This is a genomic window from Dactylosporangium maewongense, from assembly GCF_039531485.1.
Lineage (GTDB): Bacteria > Actinomycetota > Actinomycetes > Mycobacteriales > Micromonosporaceae > Dactylosporangium > Dactylosporangium maewongense.
The window spans coordinates 43,397-65,030 of record NZ_BAAAQD010000028.1 but is presented as its reverse complement, the minus strand read 5'-3'; the positions used below and the strand labels follow the sequence as shown (position 1 = coordinate 65,030).

At 73.1% G+C, this 21,634-nt stretch carries 16 protein-coding genes and 2 pseudogenes; 5 read left to right on the top strand and 13 right to left on the bottom strand.

Features of this window, described 5'->3' with window-relative positions; all coding sequences use genetic code 11:
* The first annotated feature begins 81 nt into the window (after nt 1-81).
* Nucleotides 82-1,032 carry a non-homologous end joining protein Ku gene (ku, locus tag ABD332_RS47360; protein ID WP_344511464.1) on the top strand — a complete coding sequence of 317 codons (951 nt, stop codon included), beginning with the start codon at nt 82-84 and terminating at the stop codon, nt 1,030-1,032.
* Here the strand turns inward: ku and ABD332_RS47355 are convergent.
* The 5 genes from ABD332_RS47355 to ABD332_RS47335 form a co-directional block, all read right to left on the bottom strand.
* Nucleotides 1,029-1,496 (bottom strand): hypothetical protein, encoded by a 468-nt coding sequence (locus ABD332_RS47355; protein ID WP_344511462.1) that lies wholly within the window; start codon nt 1,494-1,496, stop codon nt 1,029-1,031. The two genes, ku and ABD332_RS47355, sit on opposite strands and share 4 nt — an antisense overlap.
* Nucleotides 1,493-3,130: a fatty acid--CoA ligase gene (locus tag ABD332_RS47350; RefSeq protein WP_344511460.1), complete on the bottom strand. Its 1,638-nt coding sequence runs from the start codon at nt 3,128-3,130 to the stop codon at nt 1,493-1,495. The genes ABD332_RS47355 and ABD332_RS47350 overlap by 4 nt, the downstream gene beginning before the upstream one ends.
* 74 nt (nt 3,131-3,204) lie before the next feature.
* On the bottom strand, nt 3,205-4,764 hold the full coding sequence (locus ABD332_RS47345; RefSeq protein ID WP_344511458.1) for an MDR family MFS transporter: 1,560 nt from the start codon (nt 4,762-4,764) through the stop codon (nt 3,205-3,207).
* Nucleotides 4,761-5,246, bottom strand: a complete 486-nt coding sequence (locus ABD332_RS47340) for a MarR family winged helix-turn-helix transcriptional regulator (RefSeq protein ID WP_344511456.1) — start codon at nt 5,244-5,246, stop codon at nt 4,761-4,763. The genes ABD332_RS47345 and ABD332_RS47340 overlap by 4 nt, the downstream gene beginning before the upstream one ends.
* Nucleotides 5,247-5,379: 133 nt before the next feature.
* Nucleotides 5,380-5,769, bottom strand: coding sequence for a GntR family transcriptional regulator (locus tag ABD332_RS47335; RefSeq protein WP_344511454.1), 390 nt, complete (start codon nt 5,767-5,769; stop codon nt 5,380-5,382).
* Nucleotides 5,770-5,973: 204 nt separating this feature from the next.
* Between ABD332_RS47335 and ABD332_RS47330 the strand changes: the two genes are divergently transcribed.
* A complete protein-coding gene (locus ABD332_RS47330) occupies nt 5,974-6,219 on the top strand; it encodes a hypothetical protein (RefSeq protein WP_344511452.1) in 246 nt (81 codons plus the stop codon).
* 433 nt (nt 6,220-6,652) lie between these two features.
* On the opposite strand, the gene ABD332_RS47325 is transcribed toward ABD332_RS47330, so the two are convergent.
* Nucleotides 6,653-8,233 carry a hypothetical protein gene (locus ABD332_RS47325; RefSeq protein WP_344511450.1) on the bottom strand — a complete coding sequence of 527 codons (1,581 nt, stop codon included), beginning with the start codon at nt 8,231-8,233 and terminating at the stop codon, nt 6,653-6,655.
* Nucleotides 8,234-8,470: 237 nt separating this feature from the next.
* Here ABD332_RS47325 and ABD332_RS47320 point away from each other — a divergent pair, with 237 nt between their 5' ends.
* Entirely contained in the window at nt 8,471-9,304 is an 834-nt protein-coding gene (locus ABD332_RS47320) for a PSP1 domain-containing protein (protein ID WP_344511448.1), read from the top strand.
* Here the strand turns inward: ABD332_RS47320 and ABD332_RS47315 are convergent.
* The 4 genes and pseudogenes from ABD332_RS47315 to ABD332_RS47300 all read right to left on the bottom strand — a co-directional run.
* Nucleotides 9,298-10,812: a molybdopterin-dependent oxidoreductase gene (locus ABD332_RS47315; protein ID WP_344511446.1), complete on the bottom strand. Its 1,515-nt coding sequence runs from the start codon at nt 10,810-10,812 to the stop codon at nt 9,298-9,300. The genes ABD332_RS47320 and ABD332_RS47315 overlap by 7 nt on opposite strands.
* A gap of 6 nt (nt 10,813-10,818) precedes the next feature.
* Entirely contained in the window at nt 10,819-11,463 is a 645-nt protein-coding gene (locus ABD332_RS47310; protein WP_344511444.1) for a fasciclin domain-containing protein, read from the bottom strand.
* A 134-nt stretch (nt 11,464-11,597) separates the two neighbouring features.
* Nucleotides 11,598-12,020: pseudogene (locus tag ABD332_RS47305) on the bottom strand (cellulose binding domain-containing protein); the annotation flags it as partial.
* Nucleotides 12,021-12,122: 102 nt separating this feature from the next.
* Nucleotides 12,123-13,913 (bottom strand): annotated as a pseudogene (locus ABD332_RS47300) (cellulase family glycosylhydrolase); the annotation flags it as partial.
* 182 nt (nt 13,914-14,095) lie between these two features.
* Here ABD332_RS47300 and ABD332_RS47295 point away from each other — a divergent pair.
* Nucleotides 14,096-14,692 (top strand): response regulator, encoded by a 597-nt coding sequence (locus ABD332_RS47295; protein WP_344511442.1) that lies wholly within the window; start codon nt 14,096-14,098, stop codon nt 14,690-14,692.
* Between the two features lie 130 nt (nt 14,693-14,822).
* Nucleotides 14,823-15,443, top strand: a complete 621-nt coding sequence (locus tag ABD332_RS47290) for a LuxR C-terminal-related transcriptional regulator (RefSeq protein ID WP_344511440.1) — start codon at nt 14,823-14,825, stop codon at nt 15,441-15,443.
* On the opposite strand, the gene ABD332_RS47285 is transcribed toward ABD332_RS47290, so the two are convergent.
* The 3 genes from ABD332_RS47285 to ABD332_RS47275 form a co-directional block, all read right to left on the bottom strand.
* Nucleotides 15,415-17,076 carry a cellulose binding domain-containing protein gene (locus ABD332_RS47285; protein WP_344511438.1) on the bottom strand — a complete coding sequence of 554 codons (1,662 nt, stop codon included), beginning with the start codon at nt 17,074-17,076 and terminating at the stop codon, nt 15,415-15,417. The two genes, ABD332_RS47290 and ABD332_RS47285, sit on opposite strands and share 29 nt — an antisense overlap.
* Before the next feature lie 57 nt (nt 17,077-17,133).
* Complete coding sequence (locus tag ABD332_RS47280; RefSeq protein ID WP_344511436.1) at nt 17,134-19,410, bottom strand: putative bifunctional diguanylate cyclase/phosphodiesterase; 2,277 nt, start codon at nt 19,408-19,410, stop codon at nt 17,134-17,136.
* A gap of 114 nt (nt 19,411-19,524) precedes the next feature.
* Nucleotides 19,525-21,624, bottom strand: a complete 2,100-nt coding sequence (locus tag ABD332_RS47275) for an alpha-galactosidase (protein WP_344511434.1) — start codon at nt 21,622-21,624, stop codon at nt 19,525-19,527.
* Between the last annotated feature and the right edge of the window lie 10 nt (nt 21,625-21,634).

Here is a 21,634-nt window from a genome sequence, read left to right as displayed (position 1 = left end):
CCGCCGACTTCCTCGCGTGGAGGTCGATTCGATGCGAAGCTGGTGTTCCGAGGTCAACACGCTGCGGAAAGGGATCCCTTAATGCGCGCGATCTGGAAAGGCGCGGTCTCCTTCGGGCTCGTGTCGATCGCCGTCCGGCTGTATTCGGCGACAGAAGAGAAGGACATCCGCTTCAACCAGGTGCACCGCGACGACGGCGGCCGGATCAAGTACAAGCGGGTGTGCTCGATCGACGGCGAGGAGGTCGCGTATGACGACATCGCCAAGGGGTACGACCTCGGCGGCGGCGAGATGGTGATCCTCACCGACGAGGACTTCGCCGACCTGCCCCTGACCACGAGCAGGGCGATCGAGGTGCTGGAGTTCGTGCCGGCCGAGCAGGTCGACCCGATCCTCTACAACAAGGCGTACTACCTGGAGCCGGACAAGACGGCCGCGAAGCCCTACGCGCTGCTGCGCGACGCGCTCACCAACACGGAGCGGGTCGCGATCGTCAAGGTCGCGCTGCGGCAGCGGGAGCAGCTGGCGACGCTGCGGGTCCGCGAGGACGTGCTGGTCCTCAACACGATGCTGTGGCCCGACGAGATCCGGGCGGCGAAGTTCGACATCCTCGACGAGGACGTGTCGGCGCGCCCGGCGGAGCTGGCGATGGCCGGCTCCCTGATCGAGTCGATGGCCGCGGACTTCGACCCGTCGACGTACACGGACAACTACCGCGAGGCGCTGCAGGAGGTCATCGACGCGAAGGTGGCCGGCCGGGAGGTCGTCCAGCCGGAGGAGACCGAGGAGGCGCCGGCCGCGGCGGTCGACCTGATGGCGGCGCTGCGGGCGTCCGTGGAGCGGGCGAAGGCGGCACGCGGCGAGCCGGCCCCGGCGCCCGCGAAGAAGGCCGTGAAGACCGCCGCCGCGAAGGACGACGACGTGGCCGAGGCGACCCCGATCAAGCGGGCCCCGGCGAAGAAGGCGCCCGCGGCGAAGAAGGCGACGCCCGCGAAGAAGGTCACCCCAGCGAAGGCGAGGAAGTCCGCCTAGCTGGTGGTGCGGGTGAAATAGACCGTCGAGGAGGCCTTGTCGAGCAGCAGGTCGGTGCCGTCGACCCGCAGCCATGCGGCGCCGGCTGGCGCGAAGGGGCGGAGGTCCTCCGGCACGTCCGGAGCCTCCGCCGCCGTGGTCGCCGGCAGCGCCTGGGCCCGCTCCGCGGTCAGCACCGCGAACCCGTCCATCGTGTAGTCCATCGGCCCGATCTCCGGGCAGGACCGCGCCCTGGCCTCGTGCTCCTGCCAGTGGACCTGCTGGATCGGCGCGAGCTGCGGCCACTGCTGCTCGATGCGGGTCGTCGAGGTGATGATCCCGGTCTTCGTGGGCTTGTCGAGCTCGTCGCAGCCGGCGAGTCCCGGCACCAGGTCACTCAGTGCCAGGACCACGCCACAGGCCGCGATCACGCAGGCGAGGACGGCGCCGGAGACGACAAGCGCGATCTTCGCCGTACGGTTCACCCGTTGATCTGTACCACCTCGAGGCCACCATCCGCATAGTCGGCGCGGACGCGCTTCTTGTCGAACTTGCCGACGCTCGTCTTCGGCACCGCCTCGATGAACGACCAGCGCTCCGGCAGCTGCCACCGCGCCACCTTGTCGGCGAGGAAGTCGCGCAGCGTCCCGGCGTCGGCGCTCGCACCCTCCCTGAGCACGATCGTGGCCAGGGGCCGCTCGCCCCACTTGTCGTCCGGCACGCCGACGACGCACGCCTCGAGCACGGCGGGGTGCGCCATGAGCGCGTTCTCCAGGTCGACGGAGCTGATCCACTCGCCGCCGGACTTGATCACGTCCTTGGCCCGGTCGGTGAGCGTCAGGTAGCCGTTGGGCGAGAGGGTGCCGACGTCGCCGGTACGCAGCCAGCCGTCCTCGAACTTGTCGGGGTCTGGGCCGTCCTCGCCGATGTACTGCGCGGTGATCCACGGCCCGCGGACCTGCAGCTCCCCGACGGCCGTGCCGTCGTTGGGCATGACCTCGCCGGTGGGCCCGACGATGCGGCCCTCGACCCCGGCCGGGAGCCTGCCCTGGGTGTACCGGTAGGCCCACGCCTCGGCGCCGTCGACGCCGGAGGGCTCCCGGGCGACGGAGCCGAGCGGCGACATCTCCGTCATGCCCCAGGCGTGGATGACCTCGATGCCGTGCCGCTCGGAGTACGCGTGCATCAGCGCCGGCGGGCAGGCCGAGCCGCCGATGACGACCTCCTTGAGCGACGAGGTGTCGGTCGGGTTGGCGTCCAGGTACGCGAGCAGGTCGGTGAAGATCGTCGGCACGGCGCCGGCGAACGTCGGCTTCTCCGTGGCGATCATCTGCGCGAGCGGGGCCGCCTGCAGGAAGCGGTCGGGCATGATCAGCGAGGCGCCGCTCATCATCGCCGCGTACGGCAGGCCCCACGCCATCGCGTGGAACATCGGCACGATGCACAGGTCGCGCACCTTCGGCCCGAGCCCGAAGCTCTCCGCCATGCAGACCTCCATCGAGTGGAGGTAGATGGAGCGGTGCGAGTAGGCGACGCCCTTCGGGTTGCCCGTGGTGCCGCTGGTGTAGCAGAGCGCGGCGGCGTCGTGCTCGTCGACGGCGGGCCAGTCGTACGTGTCGGGCTTGCCGTCCAGCAGCGCGTCCCAGCGGTGGACCTCGACGCCGTCCTTGCTCAGCTTCGACGCGTCGCCGTCGCCGACGACCACGATGTGGCGGATCGTGGTCAGGTGCGGCAGCACGCCGGCGAGCAGCGGGATCAGCGTCGAGTCGACGATGACGACCCGGTCCTCGGCGTGGTTGGCGATGTAGATCAGCTGCTCGGGGAAGAGCCGCAGGTTGAGCGTGTGCAGCACGGCGCCCATGCTCGGCACCGCCAGGTACGCGATCAGATGCTCGGCGTTGTTCCACATGAGGGTGCCGACGCGCTCGTCGCCGGTGACCCCGAGGTCGTCGTGGAGGGCGTGGGCGAGGCGGGCGGCCTGGCGGCCGACCTCCGCGTATGACGTGTGCCTGCCGTCGGCGCCGGCCCAGGTGACCACCTCGGAGTCGCCGTGGACGGTGGCCCCGTGCTGCAGAATTCGGGAGATCAGGAGGGGTGTCTGCATCATCGTGCTGCGCATGTACTGCACGCTAATGTGCGGTGGCTCACAACGGAACCCCGGAGCTACTGGTGAGTAGCTCCGGGGTTCCTGTGTCAGAACGCGGCGGCCTTGGCTTCCATCTCGGCCGCGGCTTCCTCGCTGTCGGTCTGCTGCGGCGCCCCGCCCTGCAGCGGCTTGTCCGGCAGCGCGATCGTGATCACCGTGCCGACGAACGCGACGACCGCCGCGGCGAGGAACACCGGGTGCAGCGCGTTGACGAACACGTGCTCGACCGCCTCCAGGACCTGCGGCGGCAGCTTGCGGACCTCGGCCGGCGCGTTGATCGACACGCCCTTCATGCCGCTGTCGCTCATCTGCGCCGCCAGCTTGTTGTTCATCAGCGCGCCGAGCGCGGCGACGCCGACCGAGCCGCCCAGCGACCGGAAGAACGTGGCGGCGCTGGTGCCCGCGCCCATGTCACGCAGGTCGAGCGCGTTCTGCACGGCGAGGATGAGCGGCTGCATGGCCATGCCGAGGCCGACGCCGATCACGGTCATGTAAATGAACGCCTGCCACAGCGGCGTGTCGACCTGCAGCGTCGTGAACAGCAGCAGCCCCGAGCCCATGATCACGGTGCCGGCGACCGGGAACCACTTGTACCGGCCGATCCCGCTGATGACCCGCCCGGCGACGATCGAGGTCACGATGACGCCCGCCATCATCGGCAGCATCAGCAGGCCCGAGCGCGTCGGCGAAGCGCCCTTGACGATCTGCAGGTACAGCGGGACGTAGATGATCGAGCCGAACATCGCGAACCCGAGGATGAAGGTCGCGGTGTTGGCGAGGGAGAACGTCGCCCGCTTGAACAGGCGCAGCGGCAGGATCGGCTCCTCGGCGCGGCCCTCGGCGACGATGAACAGCGCGGTCAGCACCGCACCGCCGGCCAGCAGCCCGAGGATGGTGGGCGAGCCCCACGCGTACTCGTTGCCGCCCCACGACAGCGCGAGCAGCCAGGCGCTGACCGCCGCGACCATGAGCGTGGCGCCCAGGTAGTCGATCTTGTGGTCCCGCCGGACGTGCGGGACGAGGCGCAGCACCCGGCTGCACACGAACAGCGCGAACACGCCCAGCGGCACGTTGATGTAGAAGATCCAGCGCCAGTCCGTCTCGGCGAAGTAGCCGCCGACGAGCGGGCCGGCCACCGAGGAGATGCCGAACACGGCACCGAAGAGCCCCTGGTACCGGGCGCGCTCCCGCGGCGCGACGACGTCGGACACGATGGTGAACGCGAGCGTCATGAGACCGCCGGCGCCGATGCCCTGCAGGGCGCGCGTGGCGATCAGCTGGGTCATGTCCTGCGACAGGCCGGCGAGCAGCGAGCCGACCAGGAACGTCGAGATCGCGAACAGCAGGACCGGGCGGCGGCCGTACAGGTCGCTGATCTTGCCGTACAGCGGGGTCGACGCGGTCGAGGCGAGCAGGTACGCGGTCACGACCCACGAGTAGTGGTCGAGTCCGCCGAGGTCACCGACGATGGTCGGCAACGCGGTGCCCACGATGGTCTGGTCGAGCGCGGCCAGCAGCATCCCGGTCATGAGACCGCCCATCAGCAGCATGATCTGCCGATGGGCGAGTTGCGGCCGGGCCTGTTCCGGCGGCGCGACGGTGGTCATCGAGCGTCCCTTTCGGAGCTTGTTCCTGGCAGCTTCTCGGCCAGCGTCTGGTTCAGTTGCGTGAAAAGGGCGGCGAAGATCTGCCGCTCCTCGGGCGTCCACCCGGCGAGCAGCTCCTGCCACATGGCGAGCCAACGGGCCTTGTTCTCCGCGAACACGTCACGGCCGAGGTCGGTGACCTCCACCAGGCTGGCGCGGCGGTCGGTCGGGTCCGTCGCGCGACGCACCAGCCCCGCCGACTCCAGCGCGGCGACCTGCCGGCTGACCGTGGACAGGTCCAGCGCGACCTCGGTGGCGAGCGCCGACAACCGGAACGGCCCGTCGACCGCGATCCGGCTCAGCAGCACGTACGCGGGGCGCTCCAGCCCACGGCCCGCGTCACTCCACTTGAGCGTGGCGAACAAGCGCTCGGAGAGGCGGATGAACCGCCCCACCTGCCGCCCGATGGCGGCGTGCTCGGCCAGCTCGGCGTCGTCGTCCACGGATCCTCGTCCCTGCGTCGCGATACTTGCTTGCCACAAGCATCGGTTCGCGGGGCATGGTTCACCAACTCAATAACGGGTGATCCGCGTTACGGCTGGCTTTGCTTCAGTGGCCGGTCTTGTGTTACCCGCGCTACTCTCGGCCGAACTCGAAGCGGTCCGCGGGGAACGACTTGTCGCCGACGACCAGGACAGGCACGCCGTCGCCGAGACCGTGCTCCTTCTTCTCCTGCGGGGTGGGCATGCGGGCCCAGACGACCTCGCCCTGGTGCAGCCAGATCCGCTCCCGCGGCGCGTTGGACCGCACGCGGCTGCGGTAGCCGCGCTTGCTCTCCACGAGCCCCTCGCCGCGCAGGTACGCCATGGCGTCGCGAATCGTGTCGCGGCCGACGTCGTACTCCTCGGCAAGGTACTTCTCCGAGGGCAACAGGCTCCCCGGAGCCATCTCACCGCTGTTGATCTTCTGTCGGATCGCGTCCGCGACCTGCAGGTAGAGAGCCAGGCCGGAACTCCGGGAGATCATGACCGCGACCATATGAAGGTCTATCGGCGGGAGATATTGTGGCCTTATGGCCATTGGGCTACTATCTGAGTCAGGCGCGGGGCCGGGCTGGGCGGTCCGGTTCCGTGCCACCAGATCAGGGGTGCGGCGCCGTTACCACGACGCTGCGAGCCGCGCGGCGCCGTACCCCACCTTCAGTGCGCAGCCGACCAATCGGAGCCAGCCATGGACGACGACGACCTCTTCCCCATCGTCACCCTCGACCTGCGCGCCATCCGCGCCGTCCTCACCGAGGACGAAGGCGACCTGATCCTCCTGGTCGACGACGGCGACGTGCAGATCGAGTTCAGCTCCGGCCTCTGCGGCACCTGGGAGCAGGCCATCCTGGGCGCCGAACGCGTCGCCACCGCGGCCACCGACTTCGCCGCCGCACTCCGCCGCGTCCACGCCCCGACCCCCCTCGCCGCCTGACCCACCGGTTGCCTGTGCACCGGACTGGTACCCCAGAACCCCCTGATCACCAGTCCGCTGCAGAAGCAACCGTTGGGTGTCACGGTCCAGCACTGTCCACCGACCGCCCGCCCGTGATCCAAGGACAGCAGCGGCCGCCCGGACAGCCACCACGCGACTTCGATCACAAGAAGAAGAACGCGAGCAGGGCAGGGGACGCGCGGCAGATGCGGCGCGCAGGCGCGGAAGCCGCCGCCCCGCGCCGAAGGCGCGCAGCAAGCGCAGCGTGGCCGGCGGTGCGAGCGCAGCGAGCATTGGGGCGCGGGTGAGAATCCCCGCCGGGACCCGCCGCGACAGCGGTGGGGCGGAAGCACAGCACAGCACAGACAGCGCCGCCCGGGCAGCGGGCTCGCCGGGGAAGGGCGGGCGGCGCTGCACGGGCGGCGAAGGGGTCTCAGGCGGCCCTGCGGCGCGCCAGGATCTGCAGGAGGCGGCCACACACGACGAGGAGGACGCCGCCGCCGAGCATCAGGGCCACGTTGTTGCCGGTGACCGGGAGGCCGCCGCCGGCCTGGCCACCGCCGCCGCCAATACCGCCGCCGCCGCCGTAACCGTCGTCGTCATCGTCATCGTCGTCGCCGGGGCCGTAGCCGCCGTCGGAGTCGTCGCCGGGGCTCTTGGTGGGGGTGCCGGGGGCCTTGGGGGCCGCGGCGGCCGCCTCGAGGGTGCAGATGCCCAGGTCGACGAGGGCGGTCTTGTCGGCCGGGCCGGAGTCGCCGTGGCCGTAGCCGCCGCTGGACTTCCACGTGTTGCGGGCGATCAGCTGGACGCGGACGGAGGCGGCCTTGGCGTAGACGCCGGTGGAGCTGAACTGCTTCTCGACCACGCCGAGCTCGACCCGCAGGACCACCACGCCGCGCTTCGAGGGGGCGGTGCTCTCGGTGGAGGCGGCGGCCGGGGCGGCCGTGGAGGAGCCGAGCAGGCCGCCGACGACGGGGAGGCCGGGCAGGCCGCCGAGCAGGCTGTTGAGGTCGGCGCCGGGCAGGATGGCCGTGGCGCCGCCGACCACGCCGGAGACGGCGGAGGTGATGCCGGTCAGCAGGTCGAGCAGCGGGATGCCAGACAGGATCGGCAGGCCTTCGGTGCGGGCGAGGTCGATGGCGGCCTCGGTGCTCGCGGCGTCGACGGGCACGACCACGTCGACGTGGGACCCGGCGGACGAGACGCGGACCGGGGTCTGGCCGGGGATGGTGACCTCGAGGACGGGGGCGGTGTAGTCGACCGTCTTCTTGCCGCCGGCGAGGACGCGCAGGGTCGGCGGGCTGACGACCCGGACACCGATGGCGGAGGGGCCGTTGTCGAGCAGCTTGAAGTCGGCGATGCCGCCGGTGGCCGTGGCGGAGGCGGCCGGGCGGCTGCCCGAGGAGTCGACGCCCGCGACCGTGGCGCTCTCGACGGCGTTGATGCGCAGCAGCGCGCGGCCGTTGCGGCCCGGCAGGACGGTGATGCCGGCGAGCTTCGCCTCACCGACGGCCCGCGGGCCGTCGGCGCTGGTGCAGCGGCCGGCGTTCTTCCAGGACGCCTGCGCGCGCAGGCCGCCGGTGCCGAGCCGCAGCGCGCCGAGGTCGACGCCGGCGACGTTCACGACGTCGGGCTGGTCGTGGGCCGGGGGCGCCTGCTGGTACGCCCTGGGCCCCAGCACCCCCGCGGGCAGGTCGCCACTGCTGCGCAGGTAGCGGGAGTCGGCGGCGGCGCGCAGGGTGCCGCCGGCGATGCCGGAGTGGGTGGTGGCGACGCGGAGCTCGGGAAGGACCGTGCCGGACAGGCCGGCGGCGCGCAGGTCGACGCGGCCCAGGGCAAGGGTGTTGCTGGCGGCGGTGGCACCGAAGCCCTCTGGGCAGGCCGCGTCGGCCGGTGCCGCAGCCGCGGGCGCCGCGAACGCGACCGGGCTCAGCGCTCCGACGATCGCCGTTGCGGCGAGGGCGGCGAGGGTCCGGGCTGTTTTTGGGCGTGCGGAAGCAACAGGAGACGTCATGCTTGAGGTCCTCCGAGACCGGGAGTACGGGGGTAGCTCGCCGGGGGGCGTGCCACTGCTGCCCCCAACGAGCCCTTTCCGGCCGGAGTTACGGCCCACTTAGCGGGCTCATCCGCACTAGCAACGACGAAGTAGTTGTAATAGCTACGGGGTACACCAAAAGAGTCAAACTGGACTTTTGACCGATAAAGCCGCAGGCCATATGGAACTGGCAGTGGGCCGCGTTACTGTGCACCCATGGGCATGCTGTGCGCGGTGAGCTTCAATCGCTACGGGCGGCTGTTCTACTTCGACCCCGGCGAGTTCCGCCCGGAGGTGGGCGACCGGGTGCTGGTCCCGACCGACGACGGGCCCGAGGTCGCGGAGTGCGTGTGGGCCGCGCAGTGGGTCAGCGAGGAGACCGAGGGCTTCCCCCGGCTGGTCGCCATGGCCGCCGACGCCGACCTGCGCCGCGACGAGCTGCTGCGCAAGCGCAAGGCCGAGGCGAAGGTCGCCGCGAAGAAGCTGATCCGCGATCACGAGCTGCCGATGAAGGTCGTCGCGGTGGACCACGTGCTGGACAGCACCGGCGGGCAGGGCGCGCGGACCACGATCTACTTCACCGCACCCCACCGGGTGGACTTCCGTTCGCTGGTGCGGGATCTGGGCGCCACCCTGCACTGCCGGGTGGAGCTGCGCCAGCTCTCCGCCCGCGACTCCGCCCGCGTCCAGGGTGGCATCGGCTCGTGCGGGCGCGACCTGTGCTGCGCGACGTTCCTCAACGACTTCGAGCCGGTCACCATCCGGATGGCGAAGGACCAGGACCTGCCGCTCAACCCGCTGCGCATCTCCGGCGCCTGCGGGCGGCTGATGTGCTGCCTCAAGTACGAGCACCCGCTGTACCAGCAGTTCCAGGCCACCGCGCCGGCCGTCGGCACGCGGGTGTCCACGCCGTCGGGCGAGGGCCGGGTCGTCGGGCACAGTGTGCCGCGCGACTCCGTCACCGTGCGGATGGACGCCGACGGGTCCCGCTGCTCGTGCAGCCGGGCCTCCGTGTGCGGCTCCCGCCAGGCGTACGAGGAGCGCTACTGAACCGTCACGGTGACGGTGTGCCAGCCGGTCGCCCCGGACGGGAAGGGCGTGGCCCGGTCGGGTGTCTGCAGGGCACCTGTCTTGTCGGTCGCCCGGACCCGGAGCAGGTGGCTGCCGGGCGTCGCGGCCCAGTCGAGGCGCCACTGCGCCCAGGTGTCGTCCGTCGGCGCCGGCAGCAGCGTCGCGGCCTGCCACGGCCCGTCGTCCACCTGCACCTCGACCGCGGCTATCCCGCGCCCCTGCGCCCACGCCGCGCCGGCGACACGCACCGGGCCGGCGGCCGGGTCCAGGCGGGTGAAGGGCAGCGGCCGGTCGATCCGTGAGGCCGTCTTCACCGGGCCCCGCGCCGCCCAGCCCCGCGCCACCCAGTACGCGTCGTACGCCTCGAACGTCGTCAGCTCGATCGACGTCAGCCACTTGCATGCGCCGGCGTAGCCGTACAGGCCTGGCGTGAGCATCCGCACCGGGAAGCCGTGCTCCAAGGGCAGGGGCTCGCCGTTCATGCCGACGCAGAGCATGGCGTCGCGCCCGTCGAGCACGACCGCCAGCGGCGTCCCGATGGTCATGCCGTCCACCGACCGCGCCACCACCTGGTCCGCGCCGGGCGCCGGCCGGGCCTCCCGCAGCAGGTCCGCCAGGGGTACGCCGAGCCAGCGCGCCGTCCCCACGTACGGCCCGCCGACCTCGTTGGAGACGCAGTTCAGCGTGACGTCCCGCTCGATCAGGGGGCGGCGGAGCAGGTCGTCGAAGGTCAGCTCCAGCGGGCGGCCGACCATGCCCCTGACCCGCAGCCGCCAGCCGGCGACGTCGACGCGGGGCACGGTCAGCGCGGTGTCGACGCGGTAGAAGTCCCGGTTGGCGGTGACGAACCCGGCGCCGGACCCGGCCGGCAGCGGCGGCGCCGGTGAGGCAGGCGCGGGGAGCCGGATCGCGTCCCGGCTGCGCTCGGCGGCGCCGCGACCGGCGGCGCGCACCAGGGCGGCCCCGCCCCCGGCGACGGCGGCCCCGGCGGCGACCAGCCCGGCGGTGGTGAGGAAGCGGCGCCGGCCCATCGGCCGAGCGGACCCGCCGGCATCGGTGGCACCGCTCCGGTCGAGGGGGCGCAGCAGCAGGACCAGCGCGGCCGCCGCGACCACGCCGCCGAGCAGCGACGGCAGGCCGTCCAGCGGACCGGCGGCCGGCCGGCTCGCCGCCGCGGCCGCACCGGCCAGGCCGAGGACCGCCGCGCCGGCGAGCCCGAAGGCCTGCCGGCGCAGTCCGAGCACGCCCACCAGCGCGGCGAAGGCGGCCAGCACCACGGCGATCCCGGTGAGCAGCAGCGGCTTGTCGTGCGTGCCGAAGGTACCCACCGCCCACTCCTTCACCGCGGTGGGCGTGGCGTCGACGATCACGCCCCCGACGCCGGCGACCGGACCGGCGGCAGGGACGGCCAGGGCGGCGAGCAGCTCGCCGGCGGCGATCCCCGCGGCCGCGGCCGTGATGCCCGCGAGGGCGGCCCGGATCCGCATGGCCGGTCAGGCCTTCGGCATGAGGACGGTGTCGACGATGTACACGATGGCGTTGGCGGTCTGGACGTTGCCGCAGACGACCATCGACGCGCCGTTGACGGTGAAGCTGGTGCCGCTGCCGCTGACGGTCAGCTCGGTGCCCTGCAGCGTCTTGTGCGAGCCGGCGAGCTGCGCGGGCGTGAGCTTCTCGGGCACCACGTGGTAGGTGAGGATGCCCGTGAGGGTCTTGGTGTCGGCGAGCACCTTGGCCAGGTCGGCCTGCGGGATCTTCGCGAACGCCGCGTCGGTCGGGGCGAAGACCGTCCCGGCGGGCAGGGTGTTGAGCGAGTCGACCAGGTTGGCCTGCTTGGCCGCCGTGACGAGGGTCTTCAGCACCGGGTTGCCGGCCGCGGCCGTGCCGACGGGGACCTTAGCCATGGCGGTGAAGCTGCCGGCATCGGCGGGGTCGGTCGGCACCGCGGAGCAGCCGGCCCCGAACGGCGCGTCCGCCATGGGCGCGGCGCTGGTCGGCGCCGCCATCGTGGTCGCGGCGCCGGTGGTGGCGGCGGGGGCGGCGGTGTCGTTGCCGTCGTCCGAGGAGCCGCAGGCCGCGGTGGCCGACAGGGCGAACACGGCCGCCGCGGCGACGGCGACGAGCTTGGAGGCGCGCATGGTGATATTTCCCTTCGTAAGCGGATGTACACCATGTCTTCGGAGCGCCCCGGCCGATCGGATTGGTGCCTTTTGCAAAAAACCACGGGCGGGTGACGCGGAACCCGCGCCACCCGCCCGCTGACCTCGACGTGTCAGGCCGGCAGGACACCCCAGGCGAGGGCGCCGCCGATGAACGCCGGCACGGTGGCCGCGTCCGCGAAGGACGTGCCCGCCCCGCGGCTGTAGTCGTTGGCCTCGTTGACCGGCTGCCAGTCGGTGCGGCTGACCCGCAGCTGGATCTCGCCGCTGTTGCCACCGGGCGCCACGCTGCCACCGGTGAAGGTGACCTCGATGTACGCGTCGGCGCCGTTGACCGCCGACGGCAGGTTCACGACCCGGGTCGCGAGGTTGCCGCAGCCGACGGCGGCCCAGTCACACCAGATGGCGTAGCTGCCGCCGTCGCGGGTGAAGTAGTAGCGGACCGCGACGGTGTTCAGCGCGAGCGGCGCGGTGCCGCCGTTGACGACCTGGAGGCCGGGCTTGATCTCCTGGTCGTTGGTCGGAACGCTGTTGTTGCGGTACTGCACCCGCACCACCCCGGTCGGGTTGGCGGCGGTCTTGCCGGTGACCGCGGCGGACACCGCGGACGCGTTGCCGGCCGCGTCGAACGCCCGCACCGTGTAGCTGTAGGTGGTGTTGGCGGCCAGGCCGGTGTCCACATAGGTCGTGCCGGTGGCGGTGCCGACCTTCACCCCACCCCGCAGCACGTCGTAGCCCGCGACGGAGCCGCTGTTGTCGGTCGACGCGGTCCACGAGAGCGAGACGCTCGACGTGGTCGTGCCGGTGACCGCGAGCCCGCCCGGCACCGACGGCGGGGTGGTGTCGACCGGCGTGCTCGACGTGGTGGCGGTGCGGGCGGCCGACGCCGCGGACACGTTGCCGGCCGCGTCGAAGGCCCGCACGGTGTAGCTGTACGTGGTGCTCGGCGTCAGGCCGGTGTCCGTGAAGGACGCGGTGGCCGAGGTGCCGACCTTGGTGGCGCCGCGGTAGATGTCGTATCCGGCGACGGTGCCGCTGTTGTCGGTGGACGCGGTCCAGGTCAGCGAGACGCTCGTGCCGGTGGTGCCGGCGACGGTGAGCCCGGCGGGCACCGACGGCGCGACGGTGTCGGAGACGCCGCCGTAGCGGTCGTTGAGGCTCATGCCGTTGGCGCCGAGCTTGACGTCGTGGTCGAGGCCGACGAACTTGTTCTGGTACTGCCACAACGCGGGCTTCAGCATCGCGTACTTGGCCTCGTCCCACGTCTTCCAGTCGTCCAGCAGCAGGCCGCCGGTGTCGCCGGAGTTGGGGTTGAGCACCCAGAAGGTCTGGCTGATGCGCTTCTCGATGATGGTGTCGCGCAGGGCGTACATCCACTTGTCCTGCCGGGCGTCCTGGCCGAGCCGGCCGCCCCACTCGCCGACGAGCAGCGGCGCGGTGTTCTCGGTGTGGATGTAGAGCCAGTTCGGCTGCCACACGTCGGTGGTCAGCGACGCCTTGTCGAACGGCTTCTGGAACCACGGCTGCTCGTAGACCAGCGGGCCGTAGTCGTGCGGCGAGTAGACGATGTGGTTGCCCAGGTTGACCGGGTAGTTCTTGACGCCGCGCAGGTTGCCGCCCCACCAGTTGCCGTAGTAGTCGGCCTCGGCGGTGGAGGACCAGTTGGTGCCGTTCTTCGGGAAGATCTCGATGCCCTCGCAGAGGATGAGCATGTTGGGGTTCTTCGCGAGGATCCGGTTGCCGGCGACCTGGCAGGTGTTCTTGAAGTTGTCCTGGTCGGTGGAGTTGTCCCACTTCGCCCGCGGCGACTCCGACCACTTGCCGTGCGGCTCGTTCTTGATGTCGGCCGCGACCAGGGTGTCGTCGTTCTTGTACCGGTCGATCACCCACTCCCAGCCCTGGTAGAACAGCTCGGACGTGATCGAGCCCTTCCACCACACGGGGTAGATGTGGCCGGAGTTGTCGGCCTCGGCGGAGTGCACGTCCAGCATCACCTTGATGCCGTTCTGCTTGCACAGCTGCAGGAAGTAGTCGAAGACCTGCAGCGTGGTCTTGCCGAGCAGCTCGGGGTTGGCGTAGGTGTTGACGCCGCTGGGCACGGCGGCCTGGCCGGCCTTCCACTCCAGCAGCAGCTGGGTCGAGATCGGCACCCGGACGATGTTGATGCCGCGGTCGGCCATCGACTTGGTGATCTCGGTGATGTTGCCGCTCCACAGGCCGTGGAAGACGCGCTCGGTGGCGTTGAAGCCGAACCAGTTGGTGCCGGTCAGCCAGACCTCGTTGCCCTGGCTGTCGACGATCTTGTTGCCGGCGGTGTGCAGCCAGTCCGCGGTGTCGGCGGCGGTGGCGGGGCTCGACGACACGAACGGCGCGAGCGGGACGAGCAGCGCGGCCGCGGCGGCGGCCAGCAACCTGCGATGGAGGCGCATGCTGACGTTCCTTCCAGATGGCGGTCCAGAACAAAACCGGGGCGCCCCCAGCGTGGCGGCGCGTGGGAGCGCTCCCGGTGACGGGTAGCGTAAGCATGTCGACACCGTCGCGAAACAATGGCGAACATCGTTGGCACGCTTGTCCCGCGGCACGCCGGGACCCGCGCAAGGAGGTCCCGGCATTGACCACTGTCCTCATCGCCGACGACAACAGCGTGGTCAGGGCGGTCGTCAGGGAGATGCTCACCGGTGACATCGTGGTCGTCGCGGAGGCGGCCAACGGTGCCGAGGCGCTCGAGCTGGCCCGCCGGCACCGGCCCGACGTGACGCTGCTCGACCACCGCATGCCGGTCCGCGACGGGCTGTCGGTCGTCGGGGCGATCAGCACGCACAGCCGGGTGCTGATGCTGACCCGCAGCGCCGACGACCGCACGGTGCTGGACGCCGTGCGCTCCGGCGCGATCGGGTTCCTGGTGCACGGGCAGTTCGGCCCGGCGGAGCTGCTGCACGCGGTCCGGGCCGTCGCGGGCGGCGAGTCGCACCTGTCGCCGAGCGCCGCGCGGGTCCTGGTCGCCGCCGTGCGCCAGGCGCCGCCGCGGCATGGGCTGTCGCAGCGCGAGGCGGAGGTGATGGATCTGATCGCCCGCGGACTGTCCAATGGGGACATCGCCGCGACCCTGGTCCTTTCATCGAAGACGGTCGAGAACCATGTGAACCGCATCTTCGCCAAGCTCGGCGTCACCAGCCGGGCGGGCGCCATCAGGCGTTGGGACACCTGACTTTCGGGGGACGAGCACCCAAATCCGCTGGGTGCGATCCCCGCGAATCGCTCCTGAGATGCGGAAACGCACCCAGCGGGAGTTTCGGGAAACGTTGCCAACACGCCGCGCGCGTGGTGTCGTGACGGGCATGCGGGTCCTGGTCATCAGCTCCACCGGTAACAGCCTCGCCGAGCTGCTGCGCCCGTGCGCCGGCGCACTGGACGTGCGCCCGCTGCTGCACGTGCTCAACGGCGGGCGGATCGACGCCGATCTCGTCGTGCTGCACACGCACGCGCCGATCCGCGAGCTGACCGCGCTCGCCACGCTGCCGCCGCCGCGCCCGCCGGTGCTGGTCGTCGCCTTCGCGGTGGTGCCCGGCGACGTGGTGCCGATGCTGCGGGCCGGCGCGCGCAGCCTGCTGGTCGAGGGCCAGTACACCCGGGCGGACCTGCTCGACGCGGCCCGCGCGACCGCCGACGGGCACAGCCGGCTCTCGCCGGTGCCACTGTCCATCGTGGTCGATCACGTGCAGCACCGCACCGCCGACCGGGCGCCGGCGCTGCTGCACCAGCCGCTGACCCGCCGCGAGCACGAGATCATGGAGCTGATCGCGGCCGGCGAGCCCAACGCGGCCATCGCCACGCGCCTCGACCTGGCGGAGAAGACGGTCCGCAACCGGGTCAGCCAGATCTACCTGAAGCTGCGCGTCAACAACCGCACCGAGGCGATCGTGCAGTGGCTCAGCCGCACCGAACGCCGTTCAGGGTGAAGACGGTCGGCGCCGGGTTGGCCCCCTGCCAGGTGCCCTGCAGCCCGAACGTGACGGTGCCGCCCGCGGGCACGGTCGGCTTGACCCCGCCGTCCTCGACCACGACCGCCGGGCCCGTCTGGGTGGCGATCGCGCCCCAGTAGCTGATCAGCTGCTGACCCGACGAGAACTGGAACCGCAGCGACCAGCCGTCGATCGTCCGCGTGCCGGTGTTGGTGAGGACCACGTCGGCGACGAAGCCCGGGTTCCACTCGTTGCGTTTCGAATACCGCACCGTGCAGGCGTTCGCGGCGTCGGTCCCGGTGGGCGGTCCGGCGACCGGCGGTGACGGCTGGCCGGAGGCGCCGCCCGGCGAGGCCTTCGGCGACTTCGTGACGGCCGGTGCGGCGCCCGGCGACGCCCCCGCCGGCGACCCGGACGGCACACCGCCCGGCCCGGTGGGCGTCTGTCCACCCGGGACGGACGGCCCGTCACCCGCGGGCAGTGCGCCGGCGGACGCCCCGGCTACGCGCTCACCAGGCGGGTCCGCGGCTTCACCGAACGGCGGGACCCCGGTGAACGGCAGGATCAGCGCCACCGGCAGGGCCACCGCGGCGGCGCCGACGAGCAGCCGCAGCCGGCGCGACGGCGGTGACGCGGGCGTCGCGGGCTCGGCGGGGACGACCGCGGTGACCCGGCTGCCGCCGCCGGGCCGGGACCACACGGTCAGCGTCCCGCCGCACAGCCGGGCCCGCTCCTGCATGCCGACGAGGCCGTGGCTGCCCGCCCGCTGCAGCAGGCTCAGGTCGTCGGGCACGGCGAAGCCGGCGCCGTCGTCGCGGACCTCGAGGGTCACCTCGCCGCCGGCCCGGGTCAGCGTCACCGCGACCAGCTCCGCCCCCGCGTGCGCGGCCACGTTGCGCAGGGCCTCACGCAGGATCCAGCACAGCTCGATGCCGACCTCGGGGGCGGCGTCGACGTCGGCGTTGTGCAGGATCACGCCGACGCCGCTGGTCACCGACCACTCCCGCCCGATCGCGGCGACGACGTCGGACAGCGGCGCGTCGGCCGGGTTGGACCGCAGCTCGTCGATGAGCACCCGGGCGTCGCGGGCCGCGTCGAGCGATCCGTCGCGCAGCGTCGCCGCCAGCCGGCTGGCCCGGTCGGGCTCGGCGAGCGTGCCCGGCAGCGCGGCCGCGCCGAGGGCGATCGCGTCGAGCGTCTTGCTCAGCGAGTCGTGCATCTCCCGGGCGAGCCGGGCGCGCTCGGCGGCCGCGGCGGCCGCCCGGGCCTCGATCCGCATCCGCTCGCCGCGCGCCGCCCACGCCCGCCGCACCCGCATGGCGAGCACCGGCAGCAGCCCGGCGGCGACGACGGCCGCGACGGCGACGACCGGGTGCGGCTCCGGCGCGGCGGCCGCGGCGCCCGTACCGTCGCCGGAGCCCGAACCCGGAAGCAGCCACAGCAGCAGGACCGCCGCCGGCAGCCAGATCGCCGCGGCGGCGAGGCCGAGCAGGGTGCCCCCGACGGCCGCGGCCACCGCCAGGGGAAGCGTCGCGAGCCCCCCGGGGAGGGCGCCGGCCACCCCGAGCACGACCGCTCCCGTGGCGGTGAGGAGTGCGACGGCCGCACGAAGACGCACTGAGTCACGCATGGTGCGACGAGTATCACTCGCAGCGCGGCAACCCGCTACTGTCCCGTGGGAGCGCTGTCACCGGGGCGACGCGGCCGCCGGCAGCTGGCGCTCCAGCTCGGCGGCGGGGACGGGGCCGGAGAAGTAGATGCCCTGGGCCTTCTCGCAGCCCAGCAGGGTCAGCTCGCGCGCCTGGGCCTCGCCCTCGACGCCCTCGGCGACGGTGTCCAGGTGCAGCATCTGCCCGAGCCGCAGCACCGCCTGCGCGACCGCCGAGCCCTTCGACGTGCCGTCGAGCTCGGCGACGAAGCAGCTGTCGAGCTTGAGCGCGTCGACCGGCAGGCGGGTCAGGTAGCGCAGCGACGAGTACCCGGTGCCGAAGTCGTCCAGCGCGACCCGGATCCCGGCCGTGGTCAGCGCCTCCAGCTGCGCGATCGGGTCGGCCTCGGCGGTGTGCCCGGCACCGTCGGCGGCGCCGCCGACGACCGCGCTCTCAGGCACCTCCAGCACCAGGTGACCGGGGAAGAACCCGGCCCGGTCGAGGATCTCCAGCACCTCGCCGGTGAAGCCCTGGTTGTCCAGCTGACGGGGCGAGATGTTGACGTTGAGCTGGAGCGACGGCACCCGCCGCTGCCACGCCTTCGCCTGCGCGCAGGCCTGCTCCAGCACCCAGCGGCCCAGGTCCTCGATCACGCCGGCGCGCTCGGCGAGCGGCACGAACCTCTCCGGGACGAGCAGCCCGTGCCTGGGGTGCTCCCAGCGGACGAGCGCCTCCACGCCGGCGATCTCGCGGTGCGGGAGGGCGACGATCGGCTGGTACAGCAGCCGCAGCTGGCCACCGGCGATCGCGCCGCGCAGCTCGTGCTCCAGCGACAGCTCGGCCTCGTCGGTCAGGCTGCGGTCCCAGCACTGCCAGCGGGTGCCGTCATCCCGTCGCTTCGCCTGGTGCATGGCGAGGTCGGCGCGGTGCAGCAGCTCGTCGGCCGTGCACTCGCCGGGCCCGCCGACGGCGACGCCGATGCTCGCCGACGCGCGCAGCGTCTGGTCGCCGAACGGGATCGGCTGCTCCGTCGCGGCCGCGATCCGCCTGGCGACGGCGACGGCGTGGTCGACCCGGCCGATGTCGTGCAGCACCGCGGCGAACTCGTCGCCGCCGAGCCGGCCGACCAGGTCGCCGCCGAGCACGCTGCGGCGCATCATCTCGCCGAACTCGACCAGCAGCCGGTCGCCCGCCTCGTGCCCGAGGGCGTCGTTGACCTGCTTGAAGCCGTTCAGGTCGAGCAGCAGCACGGCGGTGCTCCCGCCCGTCCGCCCGCCGCGGGCGAGGGCGCGGCCGAGGACCTCGTGGACGCGGGACCGGTTCGCCAGCCCGGTGAGCCCGTCGGTGACCGCCATCTCGCGGCTCTCCTGCTGCACGAGCGCCTGGCGCAGCATGACCAGCCCGGTGATGCCGGCCGCGCCGGCGACGAGCCCGGCCCACGGGTGCGCCTGCCCCTGCCGGACCGCGGCGAGCACCAGCAGCGCGTAGCCGACGCCGATCCCGGCGTACGGCAGCAGCCGCGTCCTGCCGGGCCGCGCCGCGCCGCGATCGACGGACCGCCGGGTCGCCCGGCGGTTCTGCTCGACGGCGGCGGCCGCCAGCAGGAACAGGGTCGTGCTCCAGCAGGCGAGCTGCCAGGCGGTGCGCCCGACCTGGTCGGCGTGGGCCCGCAGGTGGCCGAGGTGGCCGTCGCCCACGGTGTACACGAGCATCCCGGCGGCCACGATGCCCAGCGGGCGGCGCGACGTCGGGTCGGCGCCGCGCAGGAGCACCATGACGAGCCCGGACAGCAGGGCGAGGTCGGCCGCGGGGCGGGCGGCCGCGGCGACGACCGTGCCGGTCGAGGCGCCCTTCACCGCGATGTACGGCCCGACCACGAAGTACCACATCGTCGTGGCGGCGCCGGCGACGACGATGGCCGCGTCGAGGACGTGTTTGTGGCGCTCGCCGCGGGTCTCCGGGAGCAACGGGAACGCCCGCACCGCGAACAGCAGCACCAGCACGAACGCCAGGTGCGCCGCGTCGCCGGGCGACGGGAAGGGCCCCGTGTCGGTGACGGTGGCGACGACCGGCACGCCGAGCGCGAGCCCGTAGCCGAAGGCCATCAAGCGCCAGGCGCGCCGGGTCCGCCGGTCGAGCCAGTCGTGGCGGGCCGCGCACACGGCGCAGACCAGGCCGGTCGCGCCGGACACGAGGATGCCGGCGACGGTGAGCGCGCCGGCCGTGGCGACGATGCCGGCGACGGTGAGCGCGTACAGGCCGCCGAGCACCCAGAGCACGGCCGCCCAGCGCCGCGTCCGCCGGTCCGCTCCCACCGCCCTGGCAACCTCCGCCCGACACCGTCGTCAACCACCCATTCGGCGGCGGAGGGCCGCGGCTGAGCCAAACGGCCCGCTCGTCGCGGCTGCCGCTCAGGACCGGTCCCGACCTCAGGCGGCAACCACCTCGAACACGACCGCCTGCTGCGGGGCCAGCAGCGGCGCCGGCAGGCCCACCTCCGCCAGCAGCCGGCCCGGCAGGGTGATCCCGCCGTCGAGCAGCCACGCGGGCGGCCGGTCCTGCACGGTCCTGGGCGGGCCGCCGAGGGGCAGCGGCCGCACGGTGTACCGGCGGTCCGGGTCGAGCCCCGCGAACTGGACCGGGGGCGGGATCGCGGCGCCGGAGGCCCGCAGGGTCACCAGGGCGTACACGGCGGCGCCGCGATCGGCCGCGACCACGCCGTGCACGAGCCGGTCGGGGTCGTCGCCGCCGGAGCGGACCACCGTCCCGGTGTGCAGCAGCGGCCGGAGCCGCCGGTAGCAGCGCACCCACTCGGCGACCTCCAGCCGCTGCTCCCCCGACGCGGTGGTGAGGTCCCACTCGATGCCGGCGTGGCCGAACAGCGCGGTGGCGAGCCGGAGGCTCAGGTCGCTGGTGCGCCCCGTGACGTGCGCCGCCGGCGCGCCGACGTGCGAGCCGAGGTGCTCCGGCGGCACGAGCACGCCGGTCCAGCGCTGGATCCGCTGCCGCTCGAGGGGGTCGTTGCTGTCGGAGGTCCAGAACCGGTCGACGAGGTCGAGCACGCCGAGGTCGACGCGGGCGCCGCCGGACGCGCAGCTCTCCACCTCGACGTGCGGGAACCGCCCGCGCAGCTCGGCCAGCAGGCGGTAGAGCGCGGTGGTCTGCCGGTGCGCGGCGCCTTCCTGCAGCAGGTCCCGGTTGTGGTCCCACTTCAGGTAGGCGATCGGGTATTCGCGCAGCAGCGCGGTGAGGCCCTCCAGGACGTGCTCGTAGGCGCCGGACGACAGGTCGAGGACCCGCTGGTGCCGCCAGGTCGCCGCGCCGGGCGGGCCGAGCAGCCAGTCCGGGTGGGCCCGCGCGAGGTCCGAGTCCGGGGAGACCATCTCCGGCTCGACCCACAGCCCGAAGTCCATGCCGCGGGCGTGCACCGCCGCCACGAGCGGGTGCAGCCCGTGCGGCCAGCGGGCCGCGTCGACGGTCCAGTCCCCCAGCGCCCGCCGGTCGTCGGTCCGCCCGGTGAACCAGCCGTCGTCGAGGACGAAGCGCTCGACGCCCGCGTCCGCCGCCGCGTCGACGAGGCCCCGCAGGCGCTCCATGCTCTGGTCGAAGTAGACCGCCTCCCAGGTGTTCAGCACCACCGGACGCGGCGGGACCGGGCCCCGGCGTGCGCGGACCCAGCCGTGCAGGCGCTCGGAGAGGCCGTCGATCCCGGTCGCCGACCAGGCCGCCACCGTCCACGGCGAGGTGTAGGACCCGCCGGGCGGGAGCAGGATCTCGCCGGGGTCGAGCAGCTCGCCCGCGCCGAGCACCGAGCGGCCCAGCGGCTGCCGCTCGGCCCACAGCCGCTTGTCGCCGCTCCACGCGAGGTGCACGGCCCAGACCTCGCCGGCGCGGAAGTCGAAGCCGGGGACGCCGAGCATCATGAGGAACGGGTCGTCGTGCCCGGGGCGGCCGTGCCGGGTCTCGCGGCTCCAGGCGCCGTCGCGCAGCGGGGCCCGCTGCGGCCGCCGCTCGTAGGCCCACACGCCGCTGAAGTCGAGGATCTCCGCGGCCCGCGCGGGCACCGGCAGCACGACGTCGAGCGCGTCGAGCAGGAACGGGCCGGTGCCGTGGTTCGTCAGGGTGTGCCGCATCCTCAGGACGCCCTGCGGCGACAGCGAGACCTCGCCGGCGACCTGGAGCAGCCCGTCGGCCGAGCGCAGGTCCGCCACGACGGCGCCGGAAGAGGGGCGTTCGACGCCGGCGAGCCGCCACGCGGGGCGGGCCGGGCCCGCCGCCCAGGAGCCGCGCACGGCCGGGCGGCCCGTCCAGCCCTCCGCCAGCGCTGGCAGCGTCGACAGCCGCAGGGGCTCGTCCAGGGAGCTGGGTGGCACCGCGGGGACCGCCGCGCCGGCCAGCGCCGCCAGGTCGGCGTCGGCCAGGTCGCCCAGCGCGGCGCCCCAGTGCAGGATCGCGGGCGGCCGCGGGCCGCGGGCGTCCAGCACCAGGCTCGTGCCCGCGGCCTGCAGGTGGATCAGCAACGCTGTCACCCCTCCATCA